The sequence below is a fragment of the Streptococcus sanguinis genome (assembly GCF_050222175.1).
Classification (GTDB): domain Bacteria; phylum Bacillota; class Bacilli; order Lactobacillales; family Streptococcaceae; genus Streptococcus; species Streptococcus sanguinis_M.
In genome coordinates this window covers 1,310,626-1,329,454 of record NZ_CP071420.1, presented here as the reverse complement: position 1 = coordinate 1,329,454, position 18,829 = coordinate 1,310,626, and the positions used below count along the sequence as shown (strand labels likewise).

The following is an 18,829-nucleotide window of genomic DNA, read 5'->3' as shown; positions in this document are numbered from 1 at the left end:
AGATATATTTTTAAGCAAAAGCATTGAATTTTTGTAGGAAATTCTGTAAAATTTTAAGAGATTATTATATGGAGAAAAGGGAATTATTATGGAAAAAAGAATCACTGGCGATACGCTCCAGCGTTATTCTTTTAGAAAGTTATCAGTAGGATTGGTTTCCGCCACTATCGGAAGCTTCTTTTTGAGTACCGCAATAGGGGGAAATATAAGCACGGTTGAGGCTGCAGAAGTCTCAGCCGGCAAAACCGTTCCAGTCCAGTATCACTACGTAGTAGAGTCTGAGCTGACTGAAGCTGAGAAGAATGCAGTTGTTAAGGAGCTTCCAAAGTTTGTGGAAGAAAACTCTGATGCTTATTATCTGGTTTACCGTCCTAAGACCCAGGGGCTTTCGGCAAAAAGTTTGCCAAAGACGGGCTACTCAAGTCTGTGGGAAGCGACATTTGCAGCTGCTGGGCTGACCTTAGCAGTCTTAGTAATTGCACGAGGTAGAAATGGTAAGCGATACCTGTCTTCTATTTTGCTGGTGACGGGTCTAGGATCTATTCTCCTAGCTCCTTCTGTATTTGCAGTGACCAATATTGAATTAGCCGCCTACAATCAAAGGCTAAATTTGACAGTGGGAGATAAGCTGCCGGAGCCTTTAGAGATTGCTGGTTTTGAGTATGTAGGCTATCTTAAAAGCGCTGAACAAGGCAAGGAAAACGCAGCAGGAAGTCATCAGCTTCCTACGGCACAAAAGGACTTGTCAGCTGTTGAAGTTGATCAGCAGGCAGGCAAATCTGCTAGTCTTTCTGGGAATCTGAGTACTTCCAATAAGCCTGTATCTAGTGAAACAGAGAGACTGACCGAGCAAGAAAAAGAGATTATTGCTGCCAAAGAGCGCGAATTCGCTCGGCTTTCTCCTGTCAATGAAGTACCAGAACTGGAATTCAAGAGCCAAGAAAGCAGCCAAACCCAAGTCCTGCCTTATCAAACAGAATATCGATATTCAAATGAACTCGCAGAGGGGCAATCTCAGGTTATTCGCGCAGGTGTCGCTGGTACACGTACTGTCGTCACTCGCAATTATATTGCAGGTAAAGAAATTGTAAAAAGCGAAGTGGTTTCAGACCAGGTAACTGCAGAGCCAGTTTCGGAAATTGTGTTGGTTGGAACTGCTGCAGTCAAATCTGTACCAAAAGAAGCACCAGTGCAAGAAGTCCCAGAGCTTACCAGCTATGGAACTACACCAGATACCGCACCCGTAAATGAAGTTCCCGAATTGACGACCTATGGAACGACGCCCGATACAGCGTCAGTCCAAGAAGTCCCAGAATTGACAACGTATGGCACTGCACCAGATACCGCACCAGTACAAGAAGCTCCAGAACTAACAACCTATGGCACTGCACCCGATACTGCTCCCGTACAAGAAGCTCCAGAACTAACAACTTATGGTACCGTACCAGATGACTCACCAGTGCAAAAAGTTCCAGAATTGAAGACTTATGGCACTGCACCGGATACTGCACCGGTTCAAGAAGTCCCAGACTTGACAACGTATGGCACTGCACCAGACACCGCTCCAGTACAAGAAGTTCCGGAACTAACAACTTATGGTACCGCACCAGATGAAGCACCCGTGCATCAAGCCCAAGAATTAGAACTGACTGCGACAGATGAAACAAGAAGAGAAAAGATAGATTTTTCTGTCGAAGAACAGTATACAGATGAGATTCCAGAAGGCAGCCGTCAAATCGTCACACCAGGTGTACAAGGCGAGCGGGCTATTACCACTCGTATCTATATCTCGAATGGACAAGAGGTTGACCGCCAAGTTTTATCGGATGAAGAAATTCTTGCAGCAGTCACTCAGATTATTAAGGTCGGAACAAGTAAGTCAAGTCTGATTCCAGCTGACGCACCAAAGGTAGAAGAGCTATCAGAATACCCGCTAACTTACACGGACGAAACTCGAGTAGAGAAAATTAACTATACTATTCGTGAAGAAGAGACTGACGAGCTAGTCCAAGGTACTCGTCAAATTGCAACTCCAGGTGTTGAGGGTGAGCGAACTATTAAGACTCGTGTCTACAGTTCCAATGGTCAAGAAGTTGACCGTCAGGAGTTATCGAATGAGGAAACTCTAGCCCCAGTAACGCAAGTTGTCAAAGTTGGTACGGCTAAACCAAATATGGTACCGAACGATGCACCAAAAGCCGATGCTCTTCCAGAGTACCCATTAACTTACACGGACGAAACGCGTGTTGAAAAAGTAGCCTTCAATATTTTGGAACAATACACTGATGAGTTGCCACAAGACGCCCGTCAAATCGCAACACCGGGTGTTGAGGGCGAGCGGACCATTAAGACTCGTATCTACAGCTCCAGTGGTCAAGAAATTGACCGCCAAGAGCTATCTAATGAAGAAACATTAGCACCAGTAACGCAAATTGTTAAAGTTGGTACTGCTAAGCCAACCATGGTACCAAATGATGCGCCGAAAGCAGAGGCTTTGCCAGAGTATCCGCTGACTTACACCGACGAAACTCGAGTAGAGAAAGTAGCTTTCAACATCGAGGAGCAATATACGGATGAATTACCACAAGATGTCCGTCAAATCGCAACTCCAGGCGCGCAAGGCGAGCGAACCATCAAGACTCGTGTTTACAGTTCCAATGGTCAGGAAATCGACCGCCAAGAGTTATCCAATGAGGAGACTCTAGCTCCAGTAACGCAAATTGTTAAAGTTGGCACGGCTAAGCCAACCATGGTACCAGGTGATGCACCAAAAACAGACGCTTTGCCAGAGTATCCATTAACATACACGGACGAAACTCGAGTGGAGAAAATCAACTTCACTATTCGTGAAGAAGAAACGGACGAACTTGTTCGAGATGCTCGTCAAATTGCGACTCCGGGTGTCCAGGGCGAGCGAACCATCAAGACCCGTGTCTACAGTTCAGACGGTCAAGAAGTTGACCGTCAGGAGCTGTCTAACGAAGAAACCTTAGCTCCAGTTACGCAGGTTGTTAAGGTTGGTACTGCTAAGCCAACCCTGGTTCCAAACGATGCACCGAAAGAAGCAGCTTTGCCAGAGTATCCGTTGACTTATACGGATGAGACTCGTATTGAGAAAATAGCCTTTAACATCGAGGAACAATACACTGATGAATTGCCTCAGGACTCTCGCCAAATCGCAACCCCAGGTGTTGAGGGTGAACGAACTATCAAGACTCGTATCTACAGCTCCAATGGTCAGGAAATTGATCGTCAAGAACTATCTAATGAAGAGACTCTAGCTCCAGTAACACAAGTTGTTAAAGTTGGTACAGCTAAGCCGCACATGGTACCGAATGATGCACCAAAAGCAGAAGCTCTGCCAGAATATCCACTGACTTACACCGACGAAACTCGAGTAGAAAAAATCAACTTCACCATTCGTGAAGAAGAGTCGGACGAATTGGTTCGAGATGCCCGTCAAATCGCAACACCGGGAGTTCAAGGTGAGCGTACGATTAAGACTCGCATCTACAGCTCCAACGGTCAAGAAGTTGACCGCCAAGAGCTGTCTAATGAAGAAACCTTGGCTCCAGTAACACAAGTTGTTAAAGTCGGAACAGCTAAGCCAACCATGGTACCAAGTGAAGCTCCGAAAGCAGACACGTTACCAGAGTATCCGCTAACTTACACGGATGAAACTCGAGTGGAGAAAATAAACTTCACTATTCGTGAAGAAGAAACGGACGAACTTGTTCGAGATGCTCGCCAAATTGCGACTCCGGGTGTCCAAGGCGAGCGGACGATTAAGACTCGTATTTACAGCTCCAATGGACAAGAAATTGACCGCCAAGAACTTTCCAATGAGGAAACTCTCGCTCCAGTAACGCAAGTTGTAAAAGTTGGTACGGCTAAACCAAATATGGTACCGAATGAAGCTCCGAAAGCCGATGCTTTGCCAGAGTATCTGCTAACTTACACCGACGAAACGCGTGTTGAGAAGATTAACTTCACTATTCGTGAAGAAGAAACGGACGAACTTGTTCGAGATGCTCGCCAAATTGCGACTCCAGGTGTCCAAGGCGAGCGGACGATTAAGACTCGTATTTACAGCTCCAATGGTCAAGAAATTGATCGTCAAGAGCTTTCTAATAAAGAAACTTTGGCTCCAGTAACACAAATTGTTAAAGTTGGTACAGCTAAGCCGAACATGGTACCGAACGAAGCACCAAAAGCAGAAGTTTTAGAAGAATTCGATTTAATTCCACTGCATAATCTATTAGCGGAAGCAGATCAGATTAAAGCTCAGGCACGTTATTTCAATGATAGTCTGAGTCATCAATCTAGCTATGATACTGCTTTGACGGCGGGGCAGACGCTTCTAAGTCAATCACATGCTAGCCAAGCAGAAGTTAACCAACTAGTGGGACAAATCAATCAAGCCAAAGCTCAGTTAAGTGGTCTTGAGGTTGTCAAAACGGCTCTTCAAAATGAGTACGATTTAAATCCAACCGTTAAAACAACTGCTAAATTTAAAAATGCGGATTCAGATAAGCAGACATCTTATACTGATGAATTGACTAAGGCAGAAGGAGTTCTGAATAATCAAACTGCAACACAAGTGCAGGTCAATCAAGCATTTGCTAGCCTGACAGCAGCCAAAGAAGCTCTAAATGGAGTGCCTAAAGTCAAGCCAATGGTTTCCATTCTAAGTCTGACAGAAAATGCAGATGACAAGTCAGTGACTGTCCAATATAGATTAGAAGACCAGACCCAGTCCTTCCGTTCAGCGACAGCTGAATTGTACCAGGGAGATCAGCTCGTCCGAACTCTTCCGATTACCAATTTCGCAGGAAGTCTAAAAATCGGCGACTTAGACTACTATACAGGCTATACCCTGAAAACCAAGCTGACTTATGAACTGGATAATGGCAGCTTCACAGACCTTGAAACGGACAGCCGCAATTTCGAATTGGAATACAAGAAGATTGCCTTCCGAGATATTGATTCGGCCGAGTTTTACAGAAAAGAAAACGACCAGTTTAAGCGCGTCGTATCTATGAGTTCTATGCCTACGGATTTGTCTACCTACTTCGTCAAAGTCAAATCAAGTGAATCTAAGGAAATGCTTCTGCCGGTTCACAACATAGCGGAAAGTCATAAGGATGGCAGGGACGTCTATAAGGTGACAGTATCTCTGCCTGAGCTGGTCCAAGAAGGTGAGACAGGCTATAAGTCTGGCTATGACTTCTATATCAGTAAGGCAGTCCCTAGCCAGCAAAATGTCTACACTAGCTTTGCTGGTTTGATAGACGCTATGAAGCAAAATATGGCTGGCAACTATGTTCTGGGGGCTGATTTGGATGCTAGCGAAGTTAGTCTGGCACCTGCGGATTATGTCTACCTCAAAGGGAACTTCACAGGCAGTCTGACAGGTAACCATAATGGCAAGCAGTATGCGATTTATAATCTGGTCAAGCCTTTATTTGAAAACCTCAAGAGTGGTTCTTCTATTTCCAATCTGGATCTGAAAGAGGTCAATATTGTCGGTACTTACGACTCAGCTGCCCTAGCTCGCAATGCAGAAAATGCTCGAATCACAGATGTTTCAGTCCAAGGTAGAGTAGAAGTAAAAGAAAATGCTTCACAGGTAGCAGGTTTGGTAGTTATTGCTAACAATACCCAAATCACCAATAGCTCCTTTACTGGAACTATCGTATCAAATGATAAACAGGGTAAAGAATATAATGTCGGTGGTTTGGTTGCCAATCTTAAGGGAGGAAACTCCTTGATTAGTCAAAGCAGGGCAGATGTGACCATTCTAGCAGGCGCTAGAGCCAACAACCAACGTTTTGGCGGTCTGGTTGGCCGTTTAGAAAACAATGCCCGCATCAGCCGTTCTTATGTGGCTGGAAAGATTCAAAACTCTACTAAGAACGGTCAGATTGGCGGCGTAGTAGGTTCCAATTACTTCAATGGCTTGATTGATAATGTCATCAGCAATGTCAGCGGTACAAATGTTTACAGTATTTCTGGCGATCAGGGATATGAGAACAACCGTATCACAGAAGCTTATGCCGTTGAAGGAAATAAAACACTGGAAAATGACAAGTTTGTCACTTCAACACTGACCCTGAACGAGGCAGAAGAGAAGCTGGCCAGCCTAGACATTACGACCACGCTGGAAGACACGAATCTCAACCTTTATTCTGTCAACTATGCCCAGGAAAAGAATGCCCGAGAAGACCGTTTAATAGCTTATGCTAACATGGAAAAACTCCTTCCATTCTACAATAAGGAGACTATCGTTGCTTATGGAAATAAACTTCCAGATAATCACAAGCTCAATACCGAGTACTTACTGGATGTTGTTCCGATGAAGGGCGACCAGATTATCACTGATATCAATAGCAACAAGACCGGAATTAACCGTCTGATGCTGCACTTTGAGGATAATACGGTTGACTACCTGGATCTGACCTATAAGGGAGATTTCAAATATAAGGCAATTGCAGAGTACAGTGTAAATGGCTTAGATCTCCTTTATACACCAGAAGCTTTCCTATCAGACTATAGCAGGGTTCTCAATCAAGTGCTGCCAGAGTTGAACAAGGTTGTTCTTGACTCACCGGCTATGCGGACTGTTTTAGGTGTGAATGCTGACACTTCTCTGGATGATCTCTATCTGGATACCGCCTTTGACCAAGTCAAGACCAAGCTGTCAGAAGAGTTGCGCAAGGTACTGGCTATGGACAAGTCTATCAATACGGAAGGCAATGTTGTAGCAGACTATATAGCTCAGCAAATTAAAGACAATAAAGAAGCTTTCTTACTTGGTCTGACCTATCTCAACCGTTGGTATAATATCAACTATGACAATATCAATGTCAAGGATTTGTCAGCCTATAAATTTGACTTCTTTGGAAATCATAATGCTTCAACCTTAGATACCATTATTTCACTTGGTAAGTCAGGCATGAACAATCTTAAAGCTAAGAACAACTATATGGCTTATGATGCCTCGCTTTCTGAAGCGACTGGTAAGCGAGGGATCTTTAACTACCTGGAAGGCTATCGTCAGCTCTTCCTGCCGGGCAAGAGCAATAATGAATGGCTCAAGACCAATACAAAGGCCTACATCGTTGAGGCTAAGTCCGATTTAGCAGAAGCGAGACAGCTTCAGGATGCAGCCGAAGACAAGAGCAAGTATTCTGTCGGCGTTTACGACAAGATTACTGCTGATAACTGGGAACACAAGGGCATGCTCTTGCCACTCTTGACCATGACTGAGAAGGGTGTCTATGCTATCTCCAATATGTCTACCATCTCCATGGGGGCTTATGACCGTTATCGCCTTGATGCCAATGGCAGGGTTCGGACAGATGCAGAGCTAGCGGAATTTGTCGAAGACCGAGTGAGAAAAACAGCTGAATACCAGCGCGATCACTATGACTTCTGGTATAAGATTCTAAGCGATGAAAGCAAGGACAAGCTCTTCCGTTCTGTTCTGGTTTACGATGGATTCTCATTGGTTGACAAGAATGGTCAAAAATATTGGGCTCCAGCTAATGACAAAAAATCACTGGCTATGCAGGAATTCTTTGGACCAGCCGGCAAGTGGTATCCTAGCAAGGGCTATAATGCCTATGCGACAGGAAATGTAACCCACTTTGATGCAGCTAAATTGTTAGAAGACTATGGTAACTCTGTCTACACGCATGAAATGACCCATAATTCTGACGGTGGCATTTACTTTGAGGGCAATGGCCGCCGCGAAGGTCTGGGAGCTGAGCTTTATGCTCGCGGACTCCTGCAGTCCACTCCAAGTGCAGATGAGGCAACCATTACACTCAATACCCTCTTCAAGGTGGACAAGGATTCTAAGACGCGTCTACACACATATAACTTCAAGGAACGCGTTCAAAATGCAGAAGACCTGCAACACTATGTTCATGGTATGTTTGACATGATCTACACCCTAGATTACCTAGAAGGTACCTCTATGCTGAAGCAGAGTGATGATGCCAAGCTTCAGTGGTTCAGAAAGATGGAGAATTACTATGTTACAGATAAGTATGGTAAGGAGACTCATGCTGGTAACCAGACGCGAAGCTTTACTGCTGAAGAAATCAAGCAGCTGAAGACCTTTAACTCCCTGATTGAAAATGATGTTATCACTCGTCGGGAGAACAAGGATAGTGGGAAATATGGCCGAAATGGCTACCTCAGTCTCAGCCTTTTCTCACCAATCTACTCAGCCTTGAGCAATCCAAATGGAGCGCCGGGTGATGTCATGTTCCGCCGCACAGCCTACGAGTTACTGGCAGCCAAGGGCTACCATGAAGGATTTGTCCCTTATGTTTCTGGTAAGTACTCTAAGGAAGCCTTTGATGAAGGTAAGAAAACATGGGATGGATGGTCCGGAAGAGATGTTGGTCTGATAACAGACCAGAAAGTCTTGGAAAATGTATTCAAGGGTGAATATGACTCTTGGGTAGCCTTCAAGAAAGCTATGTATAAAGAGCGGATTGATCAGCTGACCAAGCTCAAGCCAATCACCATTGAGTACGAGCTTAGAAATCCAAACAGTACTAAGAAAGTAACCATTCGCTCTTATGCAGATATGCAAAGGCTGATGGACGCAGCAGTAGCAGAGGATGTGAGCAACATTGCCAATGCTACAAGCCGTGTCGATGCCAGCTGGGTCAACCTGCTCAAGAAGAAGATTTATAATGCTTATCTTCGTGAAACAGACGACTTCAGACAGTCAATCTTTAATAAGTAAGCAATAAGTTGTTTTCAGTATATGTTTAAAAATACCTAGACTAAAAAAGTCTAGGTATTTTTTCTGCCATTTATTTCTAATATATCAATAATAATCCATCCGAGTCTGAATAAAACAATTTTTTGTGACTTTTTTGTAACGATAGTAGACAAAGAATAGAAAAATGATAATAAAAATAATAGTTTACAGGGCGTAAATTATAATTTTTATGTTATAATTGATATGTATATGTCATATTTGCTTATCATATACGAGTACTATCATTTTTAGTTTGGTAATAAATCTTGATTTAAAATCGGCTGAAAATGAGGGGGTAGACAGGTGATGGTGTGCCTGCCAGCATTTGTCTAAAATAAAATATAAAAAGAAGGAGGACCGCATTCAAGGTGAAACAAACTTATCATAAAGTGTCTCATGCTCTGATGACTTTGCTGCTTTTGGTATCAACCTTTCTTCCCTTGTTAAGCTCAAGTCCTAGGGTTTCTGCTGCAGAGTTAGGTGAAAGTGATTATCAGCTAACTACAGATGTCACTATTAATACTAATCCTTTAAAGGATACAGGCTACGGTGAAGGTAAATTTTACATTGCTCCGACCTATACATTTGCAGATAGCAAAGTATTAAATAATGGTGATACCATGGTTTATCGTGTTCCATCACAGTTCAAAATTGAGCGAACTTTGGAGGAAAACATAAGTGCACCGGATGGTACTGTTGTTGCCAAGTTGGTGACAGATCCTGTTACCAATACAGCGACCATTACTGTCACAAATGCTGAGTATTTTGCGAAAATGCCAGATACCAAGCGTATTCAATCTTCTTTCACAGTGGTTTGGGCTGATAATATGCCTTATGATCAAGAGCAAGAAGTTAATTTCCCAGGTGCTAGAACCTATAGGCTGAAGCGTATCAAGGTTGATGAAGAACCTCAGGGGTATTCCAAGTGGGGTGTTCAGGATTCTAAGGATCCAAACTACGTCAACTGGCGTATCCGTGTCAATCGTGATGTCCAAAATCTTGGTCAAGTTGTCATTGAGGACGCTATTCCAGAAGGCCAAGAGCTGGATGAAGATTCAGGGATTACAGGTTACTACTTTACTGAGTGGGAAGGTGCTTCTGGCACACGTAAATCCTTTAACCCAAGTGATGTCGTTTCAATCACAGACTCCAATCATTTCACAGTTAATGCTGGGGATTTGAGTGGAAGAGGTATTTATGTTATCTACCGGACACGTTTGACAGAGCCAGTTGATAAGGTGACCAAAAAAGCCTTTAACGATGTAACCGTTACGGCTAATGGACAAAAGATGCCAGATTTAGTATCACGTCCATTTGCACCTTTGACAACTCTTGATGGTGTCGGGGAAGGTACTCGTTCGGATGAAGTTATCTTCAAAGTCAAAAAGGAATTGACTGGCCGCAATTTGGCAGATGGTGAATTTACTTTTGATTTGATCAATAAGGATGACAACGACAAAGTTGTTCAAACGGTAACAAACAAAGACGGTGCCGTAACCTTTAAGAAACTTCGTTTCAAAAATGAGGGAACCTTTAACTATGTCATTCGTGAACGAGCAAGCAATCTGCCAGGTGTGACAAACGATGCCAATTCAGACATCAATGTTACTGTTACTGTAACAGACAACAACGGCGTTAAGACAGCAACTGTTGCCTATGACCGTGATGCTTTCACCAATACATACAAGTTAGAGCCAGCAACTGCAGCGATTACCGCTAAAAAAGTTCTGGATGGTAAAGCACTTGAAGCTGGTAAGTACACTTTCAAGCTGACTGAGGTTGGTGGAAATAACGTGGAACTTCAAGCAACAAATGATGTCAATGGTAATATCAAGTTTCCTGAAATCAACTATGATAAAGAAGGGACTTATACCTACAAGCTGAAAGAAGTAGCTGGAAATGAAGCTGGAGTAACGTATGACAGTAAAGAACATACTGTGACTGTCACAGTGACTGAAAACAATGCTAAATTGGAAGCTGCTGTCGCAGGTAACAATCCAACATTCACCAACAGTTATAAAGACTATGGTGTCAGCTATGAGTTTCTCAGCTCTAACCCAGCCTATCCAAACCTGCCAAAAGAAGTAACGGATTTGCTTCCAGCAGATACTAATCGCTACACTAGTGGTACTAATGTAGACGCTAAGCAGCCTGCTAAAACAAGTGTTACAGTTACTGAAGGCACATGGACTTTCGAAGGCTATGCAGAAACGAATGCACAGACTGTTGCGGATAAGGACCTTAAATTTACCGGTAAATGGAATTTCACTCCAGCGCCGAAATATAAGGTGACGTATGAATTTGTAAGCGCAGATCCGAATCGCACCTTACCAGCAGAGGTGACAGAATTGTTGCCGACCGATGCCAATGAATACACAGATGGTACTGCAGTTCAAGCGGTTCAGCCAGCTAAGGATTCTATTGAAGTAACTGGAGGTACTTGGAAATTCCTTAAATATGACGCGGATAGTAAAACTATTGCAGGCTCAGATGTCAAATTTACAGGCACATGGACATTTGAAGCTAGACGTCCACAAGGACCAACACCACCACCATCTTCTTCAGATTCGACACCACCATCATCATCTGGTGACAAACCAGTCGGTTCGACTGATGGAACTCCAGGTAATTCGACAGATAAAGATGGAAAAGATGTTCGTGGATCAGCAACTGGCAAAAAAGTTTTGCCGAAAACTGGCAGTGAAACATCTATCTTTGCGATAGCAGCAGGATTTGCACTGATTCTTTTATCAGCTCTTGTCTATCGTTTCAAAAAAGCTAATTAATATTAGCCTGACAATCATCTCAGCTAGCTGAGATGATTTTTTCTTGTCTTTGTCATCATCTAAATGGCTGTTTTTACGGTATCTGATATTTGCTAAGCTTGATTTGACAGTCAATGAATACTTTAAAATAAAAGTGAATTCTTGTTTATTAAAGAAGATTTGTTATAATAAAATAAGAAAAAGTTTCTTTATTTAAAGTGAGATATTGATGAAAAATAAGAAGTTTAGGGTGATCCCTTTTTTGCCCCTAGTTTTGTATCTACTGGTGTATTTGTACGGTTATTCGGGAATTGAGCCAGAGTCGGGGGTTGCTTATGGTTATCTTTACCTTTTTCTTTTTTTAGTTCCTGTTGTCATTGCTTATTTTGTACTTGCTGTTATGAATTTTGCAACACTGATGGGGGAAGTTACTTATTTATTCAAAGGACAGCTGCTAGGGCATCTCTATCGGCTTTACTTTTCTATCTTTTTCTTTTCGATTTTGTTTTGCGGTCTTAATTATTATCAGTTGATAGCTCCATATGGCCCTCAGATGAAAATTAGTGCTGGAGAAGCTTATAATCCCCTAGCACCTTATGCCATTCCTCTCTTGCTTTTTCTCTTAGGATTGTTGGGCAATCTTTTCTTTTGGGAGTTGGAAAAGAATGGAGTTCAGGTGGAGAAAGAGTAGAAGTACGGCGATAGTAATTGAGGTTTCAAAATTTCTCAAAATCATTAAAAGCCTGCTGAAAAACTACTAGCTTAGGCTTTCTTTATGCTATAATAAAGAAAAACGATGAGGAGACATTCATGAATCAAACTGTTCAATATTTACAAAAACTAACGGCTATCCCTTCCCCAACAGGCTTTACGGCTGAGGTGGCAGATTATTTGGTACGCAAGCTGGAAGGATTGGGCTATGAGCCTGTTCGGACCAATAAAGGCGGCGTCTATGTTGTGGTTAAGGGTGAAAATGATGCCCAGCATCGGGTAGTGACTGCCCATGTGGATACACTGGGGGCTATTGTGCGTGCAATCAAGCCAGACGGTCGTCTTAAACTGGATCGGATTGGCGGTTTCCCTTGGAACATGATTGAAGGAGAAAACTGCCTAGTCCATGTGGCAAGTAGCGGTAAGACTATCAGTGGAACTATTTTGGTTCACCAGACATCTTGCCATGTCTATAAGGATGCTGGGACGGTTGAGCGTACTCAGGACAATATGGAAGTCCGCTTGGATGAAAAGGTGACAAGTGAGAAAGAAACGCGAGATTTAGGAATCGAAGTCGGTGATTTTATTTCTTTTGATCCTCGTACCACAGTTACCAAGTCAGGCTTTATCAAGTCTCGCTTTCTGGATGACAAGGTCAGCGCAGCTATTTTGCTCAATCTTTTGCGCATTTATAAAGAGGAAAATATTCAGCTACCAGTGACGACTCATTTTGCTTTCAGTGTCTTTGAAGAGGTTGGCCACGGAGCAAATTCCAGCCTGCCGGCGCAAGCGGTAGAGTATTTGGCAGTTGATATGGGAGCTATGGGTGACGATCAGCAGACTGATGAGTATACGGTTTCCATCTGTGTCAAGGATGCTTCAGGACCTTATCACTATGGCTTCCGCCAGCATTTGGTAAATTTGGCCAAGGAGAAGGACATTCCTTATAAACTGGACATCTATCCATTTTACGGATCAGACGCCTCTTCAGCCATGAGCGCAGGAGCAGAAGTTAAGCATGCCTTGTTAGGTGCCGGTATCGAATCCAGCCACTCTTATGAGCGTACCCATATTGATTCAGTTGTCGCGACAGAGCGCATGGTCGATGCTTATCTGAGAAGTGATTTGGTGGAGTGAGAAATCAAATTTTAGAAAAAATCATCTGAAACGCTTGCATAAAATTGTAAGTTGTGAGATATTATTATATAGAATTACTTTAGGTTAAAAGGGAGATAATGAAAGTAGTTTGTGTGGATTCTTGTATCCGTGCTAGGGCATTTGGGATTGATATAGCCCTCCGCAATCGATTTGAACTTTTTGAAGAAATGAAAGTGCCTTATGAGTTGTGGGTTTCTGAAGCGGATACAGATATATATGCTAATGCCTCTTCTAGGCAGCTTGTGCTGGATAGTTATGAAGCCCTGGGGATTGACAGGAGTAAAGTCCGTTTTCTGGGCATAGAATTAGCTGGTAGGAGTCTTCAGGAGTTTGCTGAGGAGGAGTTGGAGCCAGAAGACTGGCTGATGATGGAGCGTCTGGATATTCCAGAAAATGTTCTCTTGAGACGTGAGCAAGATTTTCATGTAGGTCGCGTCCTTCATCAGGATCATATGATTGCACTTGGACAAGAGTTAGATAAAAAGGTGATGGGCTGGCTGGATCAGGATGTATTAGACTCTTTGATATTGGTTGGAGAAGGTCAGGATGCCTATCTGCCTCAAAAGATGAGGGAAAAGGCCCTCTTTATCCCAACAACCTATACAGATCAAGTGGTCCAGTATCCAAGAAAGAGAGTCTTTGATCCTAAGGATATTCGCTTGGTGACAGTTAGTCGTTTGTCTGAGGAGAAAAATGTTCTGTTATTGCTGAAAATCATGGCTTTGCTGAAATTTAAAGGGTATGAGCAATTTAGGTTAGATATCTATGGAGATGGTCCAGATATGGCTATGCTGCAAGATGTTGTACGACTCAATGATTTGGAGGATATGGTTCATTTTAAGGGCTATCAGTCTCAGGTATCTTATCAAGCTTATGATGCCTATATCAGCTCATCCTTATCGGAAGCCTTTGCTACATCGCTTTACGAGGCTCTAGTTAATGGCTTACCTCTGATAGGCTTAGATGTGCGTTATGCCAATCGAGCTTATATTAAGCATGGAGAGAATGGCTGGCTGATACCGCAAAATGACGCTAATCAATATATTCTCCATCTAGAGCGATTTAGCCAATTTGGAGAAAAAGAATGGGGGGAATTTTCGGCAAGATCTAAAGAACTTGCCAATCGTTATCACAAAGAATTACTAGTCAATCTATGGGAAAAAGTTTTTAAAATGTCAAAAATAGGAGATTAAAAGGAGAATAAGATGAAAAAGAGTTTAGGGAAAAAAGTAGAACTGGGAATGAAATTAGTCCCAATTCCTCTGTCTTTACTGCTTGCTGGGACAATGGCAGTGACTGTGCAGGCTGAGGAGGTAAGTAGTGAAACAGAGGGGAATCAAGTCCAGAATAACCAGGCGACACCTCCTGTCACTCAAGAACTGCCAAATGATGGGACAATCAAAAATACACCAGCAGAGGGACCTTCTGGTCTGACCATCTCAGAACAAGGAGAGAATGGCGCGGCCCAGGTCACGCCTGAAATCAAACAGTTAGCTCAAGAATTTTATGACTATCATACTCAGGAAGAGAGAGATGAAATAACTAAGGCTGCAACCATGACATCTGTCATGCCAGAGATACAGTCGGTGGAGCAAATAGAAGAAGCAGCTAAAAAGTATGATCATGCTTATGCGATCCGTAAGATGGATGGTGTCTTTAAATACATTAACTTAAAGGAAGTTGAAAATTTAAATCTAATCAAAGATGAGGATTTTAGACAAGTTCCATCAAAAAGAGTATCTGGTTGGGATTCATTTGTTCAAAATAATACAGCCCTTTTCTTTTTGAATAAATGGGAGTCGACATTGAATGTAAATCCGACGCCAGAAGAAGTAGCTAAAATACCGAAGGCTATCATTCCTCGCTCTGAATTGGATTTGATGCTTGATGATACAATCCCTCGTCGTACTTATTTGAGGCGATCATATTGGCTAGAGACTTCTAATGTTAGCTTTGATATAGGTTTTTCTAGAAAGTATTTTGATAATTCTGATAAAAGAATACTATCTAGGCAAGAGATTAGGCAGATTCTTTCTGAAAATCCAGATATGTTCCGAATAGAAGCATGGACTGAAAATTTTCCTTTTTTAATGAATCCTTTTTTTCAAAAATTGCTGGTCAATGGGAAGGAAGTGAAAGAGTATCGTGACCTTTATAATAGTAGAGTAAATGCTATACAAACGGATCCGCGAAACTATGATAATGCAGGTTACTATTTGCGTAATAAACCTTTCGATTATAGCACTATGATGCCACTCTACCCCGATTTAGGAAATTATAACGGGAGATGGAAAGAGTACAGTCAAGTACATGAAAATGGGAATATCGTTTATATTGATTGGTTAGGAAATAATCCATCTTTAGTGAAGCCTTGGTTTGGTGAAAACAATATTAAAACCTTCCATTATAAACTATATCTGATGAAACCAGGTGATAAAACTCGTTATTATATTGATAGAGATTACACGATAGATATTATGGGTGTTCCAGACATGACTGAGACATCAGATGGTGGAGTCGAAATTGTAAAACCAAGTTTTTCAAGAACTGGTTATTCAAGAACTGGTTTTTCGCCTAATAAAGATGAGCTAGATAAACTTTTCAGAACGGTCAAAGCTGAAGGTTTCGTCTTTAAACTTTCGGATGTTAAGAAGGTTGATGAGAAACCGGGCAAGGTTCTTGTCCGTTACCAAGATGAGCAGGGAAATGACATTGCCAACCCTATTATGGATAAGCAATCGGATAAAACCAGATACACAGTCAGCCCTAAGCCTCTTATTTCCTATAGGAATCAGATCTATACTTATAAATCTCGATTATCATACTATGATGCTGAATCGGGAGAGTACGAAGCAAGAAGGACCAAAAGAATCGTCTATGAATATGAACTCAACCAGTTCCAGCTTCCAAGTGATGCTCCAAGCGAAGAGCGCCCAGTCATGGAAATGACTCGTTTTGTAGATGAATCAGGTCAAGAGTTATCAGACCCAGAGCGCGGTTTAGTAGCTTCTAAGAGTATCGCTGGCTATGACTATCAGTCCAGCAGTGACGAGTACAGTATTCGCACGCATGTCTATCGCGCAAGTGTGCATGAAGTACCGTCAGACTCTCCAAGTGAAGATAAGCTAGTCATGGAAATGACCCGCTTTGTAGATGAAAGTGGTCAAGAGCTGTCAGACTCTGAGCACGGTTTGGTGGCATCTAAGAGTATCGCTAACTATGACTTCCAGTCCAGTACTGACGAGGACGGCATTCGCACGCATGTCTATCGCGCCAGCGTGCATGAAGTACCGTCAGATGCTCCAAGCGAAGAGCGTCCAGTCATGGAAATGACTCGTTTTGTCGATGAATCAGGTCAAGAATTATCAGATCCTGAACGTGGTTTGGTGGCGTCTAAGACTATCGCTGGTTATGACTACCAATCCAGCAGTGACGAGGACGGCATTCGTACGCATGTCTATCGTGCCAGTGTGCATGAAGTACCGAAAGATGCTCCGGTTGAGGACAAGCCTTCTATCGAAATCACTCGCTTTGTAGATGTAGAAGGAAGACCTTTAGCAGCTGAGGAATTTGGTTTGCTAGATGCTAAGACTATTGAGGAGTATGGATTCGTTTCTGTATCAGATGCCAATGGCGTTCGCACTTATGTTTACAAGCCAAAAACGCATACTCAAACACCTTTGGGAACAGAAACTTCTGAGCAGAAGAGTCCAGTAAGGGTTGAAAACTCTGAGACTAGTCCGGTTCTATCTCGAGTGTCCAAACATCAATTACCAAATACTGGAAACACAAATTCATCATTCTTGGGAGCAGCAATTATCAGCCTTTTGGCTTCTGTTGGCTTACTACATTCCAAGAAAGAACGAAAAAAATAAGGCCAATCTGGTCTTATTTTTTCATTTCCATAATTTTGCTGTGACTTATCTAACACTCCAGACACTAACTGATTTTTCCTCCACAGGAAATTCTCCCCAGCCTTGGTCGTCAATGGTTACGATTTGGGAGTTGTTGCCTAGATAATCGCTGAATTCTCTGCCAGCCCATTCTGGACCGACCAGCATGGATTTGCTGGCTGCTTGGCCATTGCTGATAAGGACAGCGATTGGCTGACCATCGTCCATACCTTGGCGGGTCCAGCCGATACAGTTGGCATCGTCAAAGTAGTCGGTCTGCTCACCATAGGCAAGATTGAGGCGGATGTCTAGGAGTTTATCCAGTAGCTCTTGAAAGCTCTCTTGGGCAAATTCTCCGCTAATGCCATAGTAGTCTCCATAAAAGACGCAAGGCAATCCAGCTTCTCTTAGAAGTATAAGAGCATAGGCCGCCGGTTTGAACCATTCTTCGACGGTAGACTCCAAAGCCTGACCTCTCTGAGTATCGTGATTGTCCACAAAGGTTACAGCTGATTCAGGATGATTCTTTACAAGTGTCTGATCAAAAATAGTTCGCAGGTCATAGTCTGCTCCAGATTTGCTGGCATCAAATAAATTATGATGAAGTTTAACATCGACTAGGTCAAAGCGGTAGTCAATATTTTCTAGATAATCATTATTGGCCTTCTCATCGCTATTCCAAAATTCCCCAAAGACATAGAAATCATCGCCGTATTTTTCAGTAATATCACGGATGAAATTCTTCATAAAGAATGAATCAATGTGCTTAACAGCATCTAAGCGAAAGCCATGTACACCAGTGCTTTCAATAAACCAATGAGCCCAGTCGTAGAGATTTTGGATGACTTCGGGGTGCTTGAAATCAATATCCGCATACATGAGATAGTCGTAGTTGCCATTCTCGTTGTCCACTAGCTCATCATCAGCCCAACCTTTATTGTCGCCTTGGATGAGAAAAATGCCTGACTTGTTGTTTTTGGCATCATAGTCAGTGCCGGTGAAGTGGTACCAGTGCCATTCAAAGTCATTGTAGGCTTTTTTGCGGCCTGGGAAGACAAACTTAGTCCAGCCTTTAATCTCGAAAGGTTCTGACAAGACCTTTGTGCGGTCGTTAGGATCAACTTCAACAACGGTAAAGCGCTCTTTATAGTCAGCTGCGGCCTTGTGATTGAGGACAACATCTGCAATAGCTTCGATACCGTTTTGGCTAAGCGCTTCAATCGCTCGGAGGTATTCTTCCTTCAATCCATACTTTGTGCGGACGGTCCCTTTTTGGTCGAATTCTCCTAAATCAAAAAGGTCGTATACACCATATCCGACATCATTAGAGCCTGTTCCTTTGAAAGCTGGCGGCATCCAGACTTTGCGAATTCCTTTCGCTGCCAAGTTAGGTGCGTCTTCTGCCAAGCGATTCCAATGCTGACCGTCATCTGGCAGATACCATTCAAAATACTGCATTAAGGTTTGGTTTTCCATATAAATTTTCCTCTTCATTCTCACTGATTGGCTTTATTTTACCA

General features: G+C 42.7%; 7 protein-coding genes. 6 read left to right on the top strand and 1 reads right to left on the bottom strand.

Annotated elements, in window-relative coordinates; all coding sequences use genetic code 11:
• The first annotated feature begins 88 nt into the window (after positions 1–88).
• The 6 genes from J1C91_RS06630 to J1C91_RS06605 all read left to right on the top strand — a co-directional run bounded on the left by J1C91_RS06630 (position 89) and on the right by J1C91_RS06605 (position 17,291).
• On the top strand, positions 89–8,764 hold the full coding sequence (locus J1C91_RS06630; RefSeq protein WP_125438797.1) for a ZmpA/ZmpB/ZmpC family metallo-endopeptidase: 8,676 nt from the start codon (positions 89–91) through the stop codon (positions 8,762–8,764).
• Positions 8,765–9,150: 386 nt separating this feature from the next.
• A complete protein-coding gene (locus J1C91_RS06625; RefSeq protein ID WP_002909896.1) occupies positions 9,151–11,568 on the top strand; it encodes an SHIRT domain-containing protein in 2,418 nt (805 codons plus the stop codon).
• Positions 11,569–11,770: 202 nt separating this feature from the next.
• Positions 11,771–12,238 carry a hypothetical protein gene (locus J1C91_RS06620; protein WP_032912465.1) on the top strand — a complete coding sequence of 156 codons (468 nt, stop codon included), beginning with the start codon at positions 11,771–11,773 and terminating at the stop codon, positions 12,236–12,238.
• Between the two features lie 119 nt (positions 12,239–12,357).
• Positions 12,358–13,395: a M42 family metallopeptidase gene (locus J1C91_RS06615; RefSeq protein WP_002909893.1), complete on the top strand. Its 1,038-nt coding sequence runs from the start codon at positions 12,358–12,360 to the stop codon at positions 13,393–13,395.
• Between the two features lie 98 nt (positions 13,396–13,493).
• Complete coding sequence (locus J1C91_RS06610) at positions 13,494–14,609, top strand: glycosyltransferase (protein ID WP_002909892.1); 1,116 nt, start codon at positions 13,494–13,496, stop codon at positions 14,607–14,609.
• Positions 14,610–14,621: 12 nt separating this feature from the next.
• Positions 14,622–17,291: a MucBP domain-containing protein gene (locus J1C91_RS06605; RefSeq protein ID WP_002909891.1), complete on the top strand. Its 2,670-nt coding sequence runs from the start codon at positions 14,622–14,624 to the stop codon at positions 17,289–17,291.
• A gap of 45 nt (positions 17,292–17,336) precedes the next feature.
• Here the strand turns inward: J1C91_RS06605 and J1C91_RS06600 are convergent, their stop codons facing one another.
• Positions 17,337–18,803, bottom strand: coding sequence for an alpha-amylase (locus J1C91_RS06600; protein ID WP_002909890.1), 1,467 nt, complete (start codon positions 18,801–18,803; stop codon positions 17,337–17,339).
• Positions 18,804–18,829 lie beyond the last annotated feature (26 nt).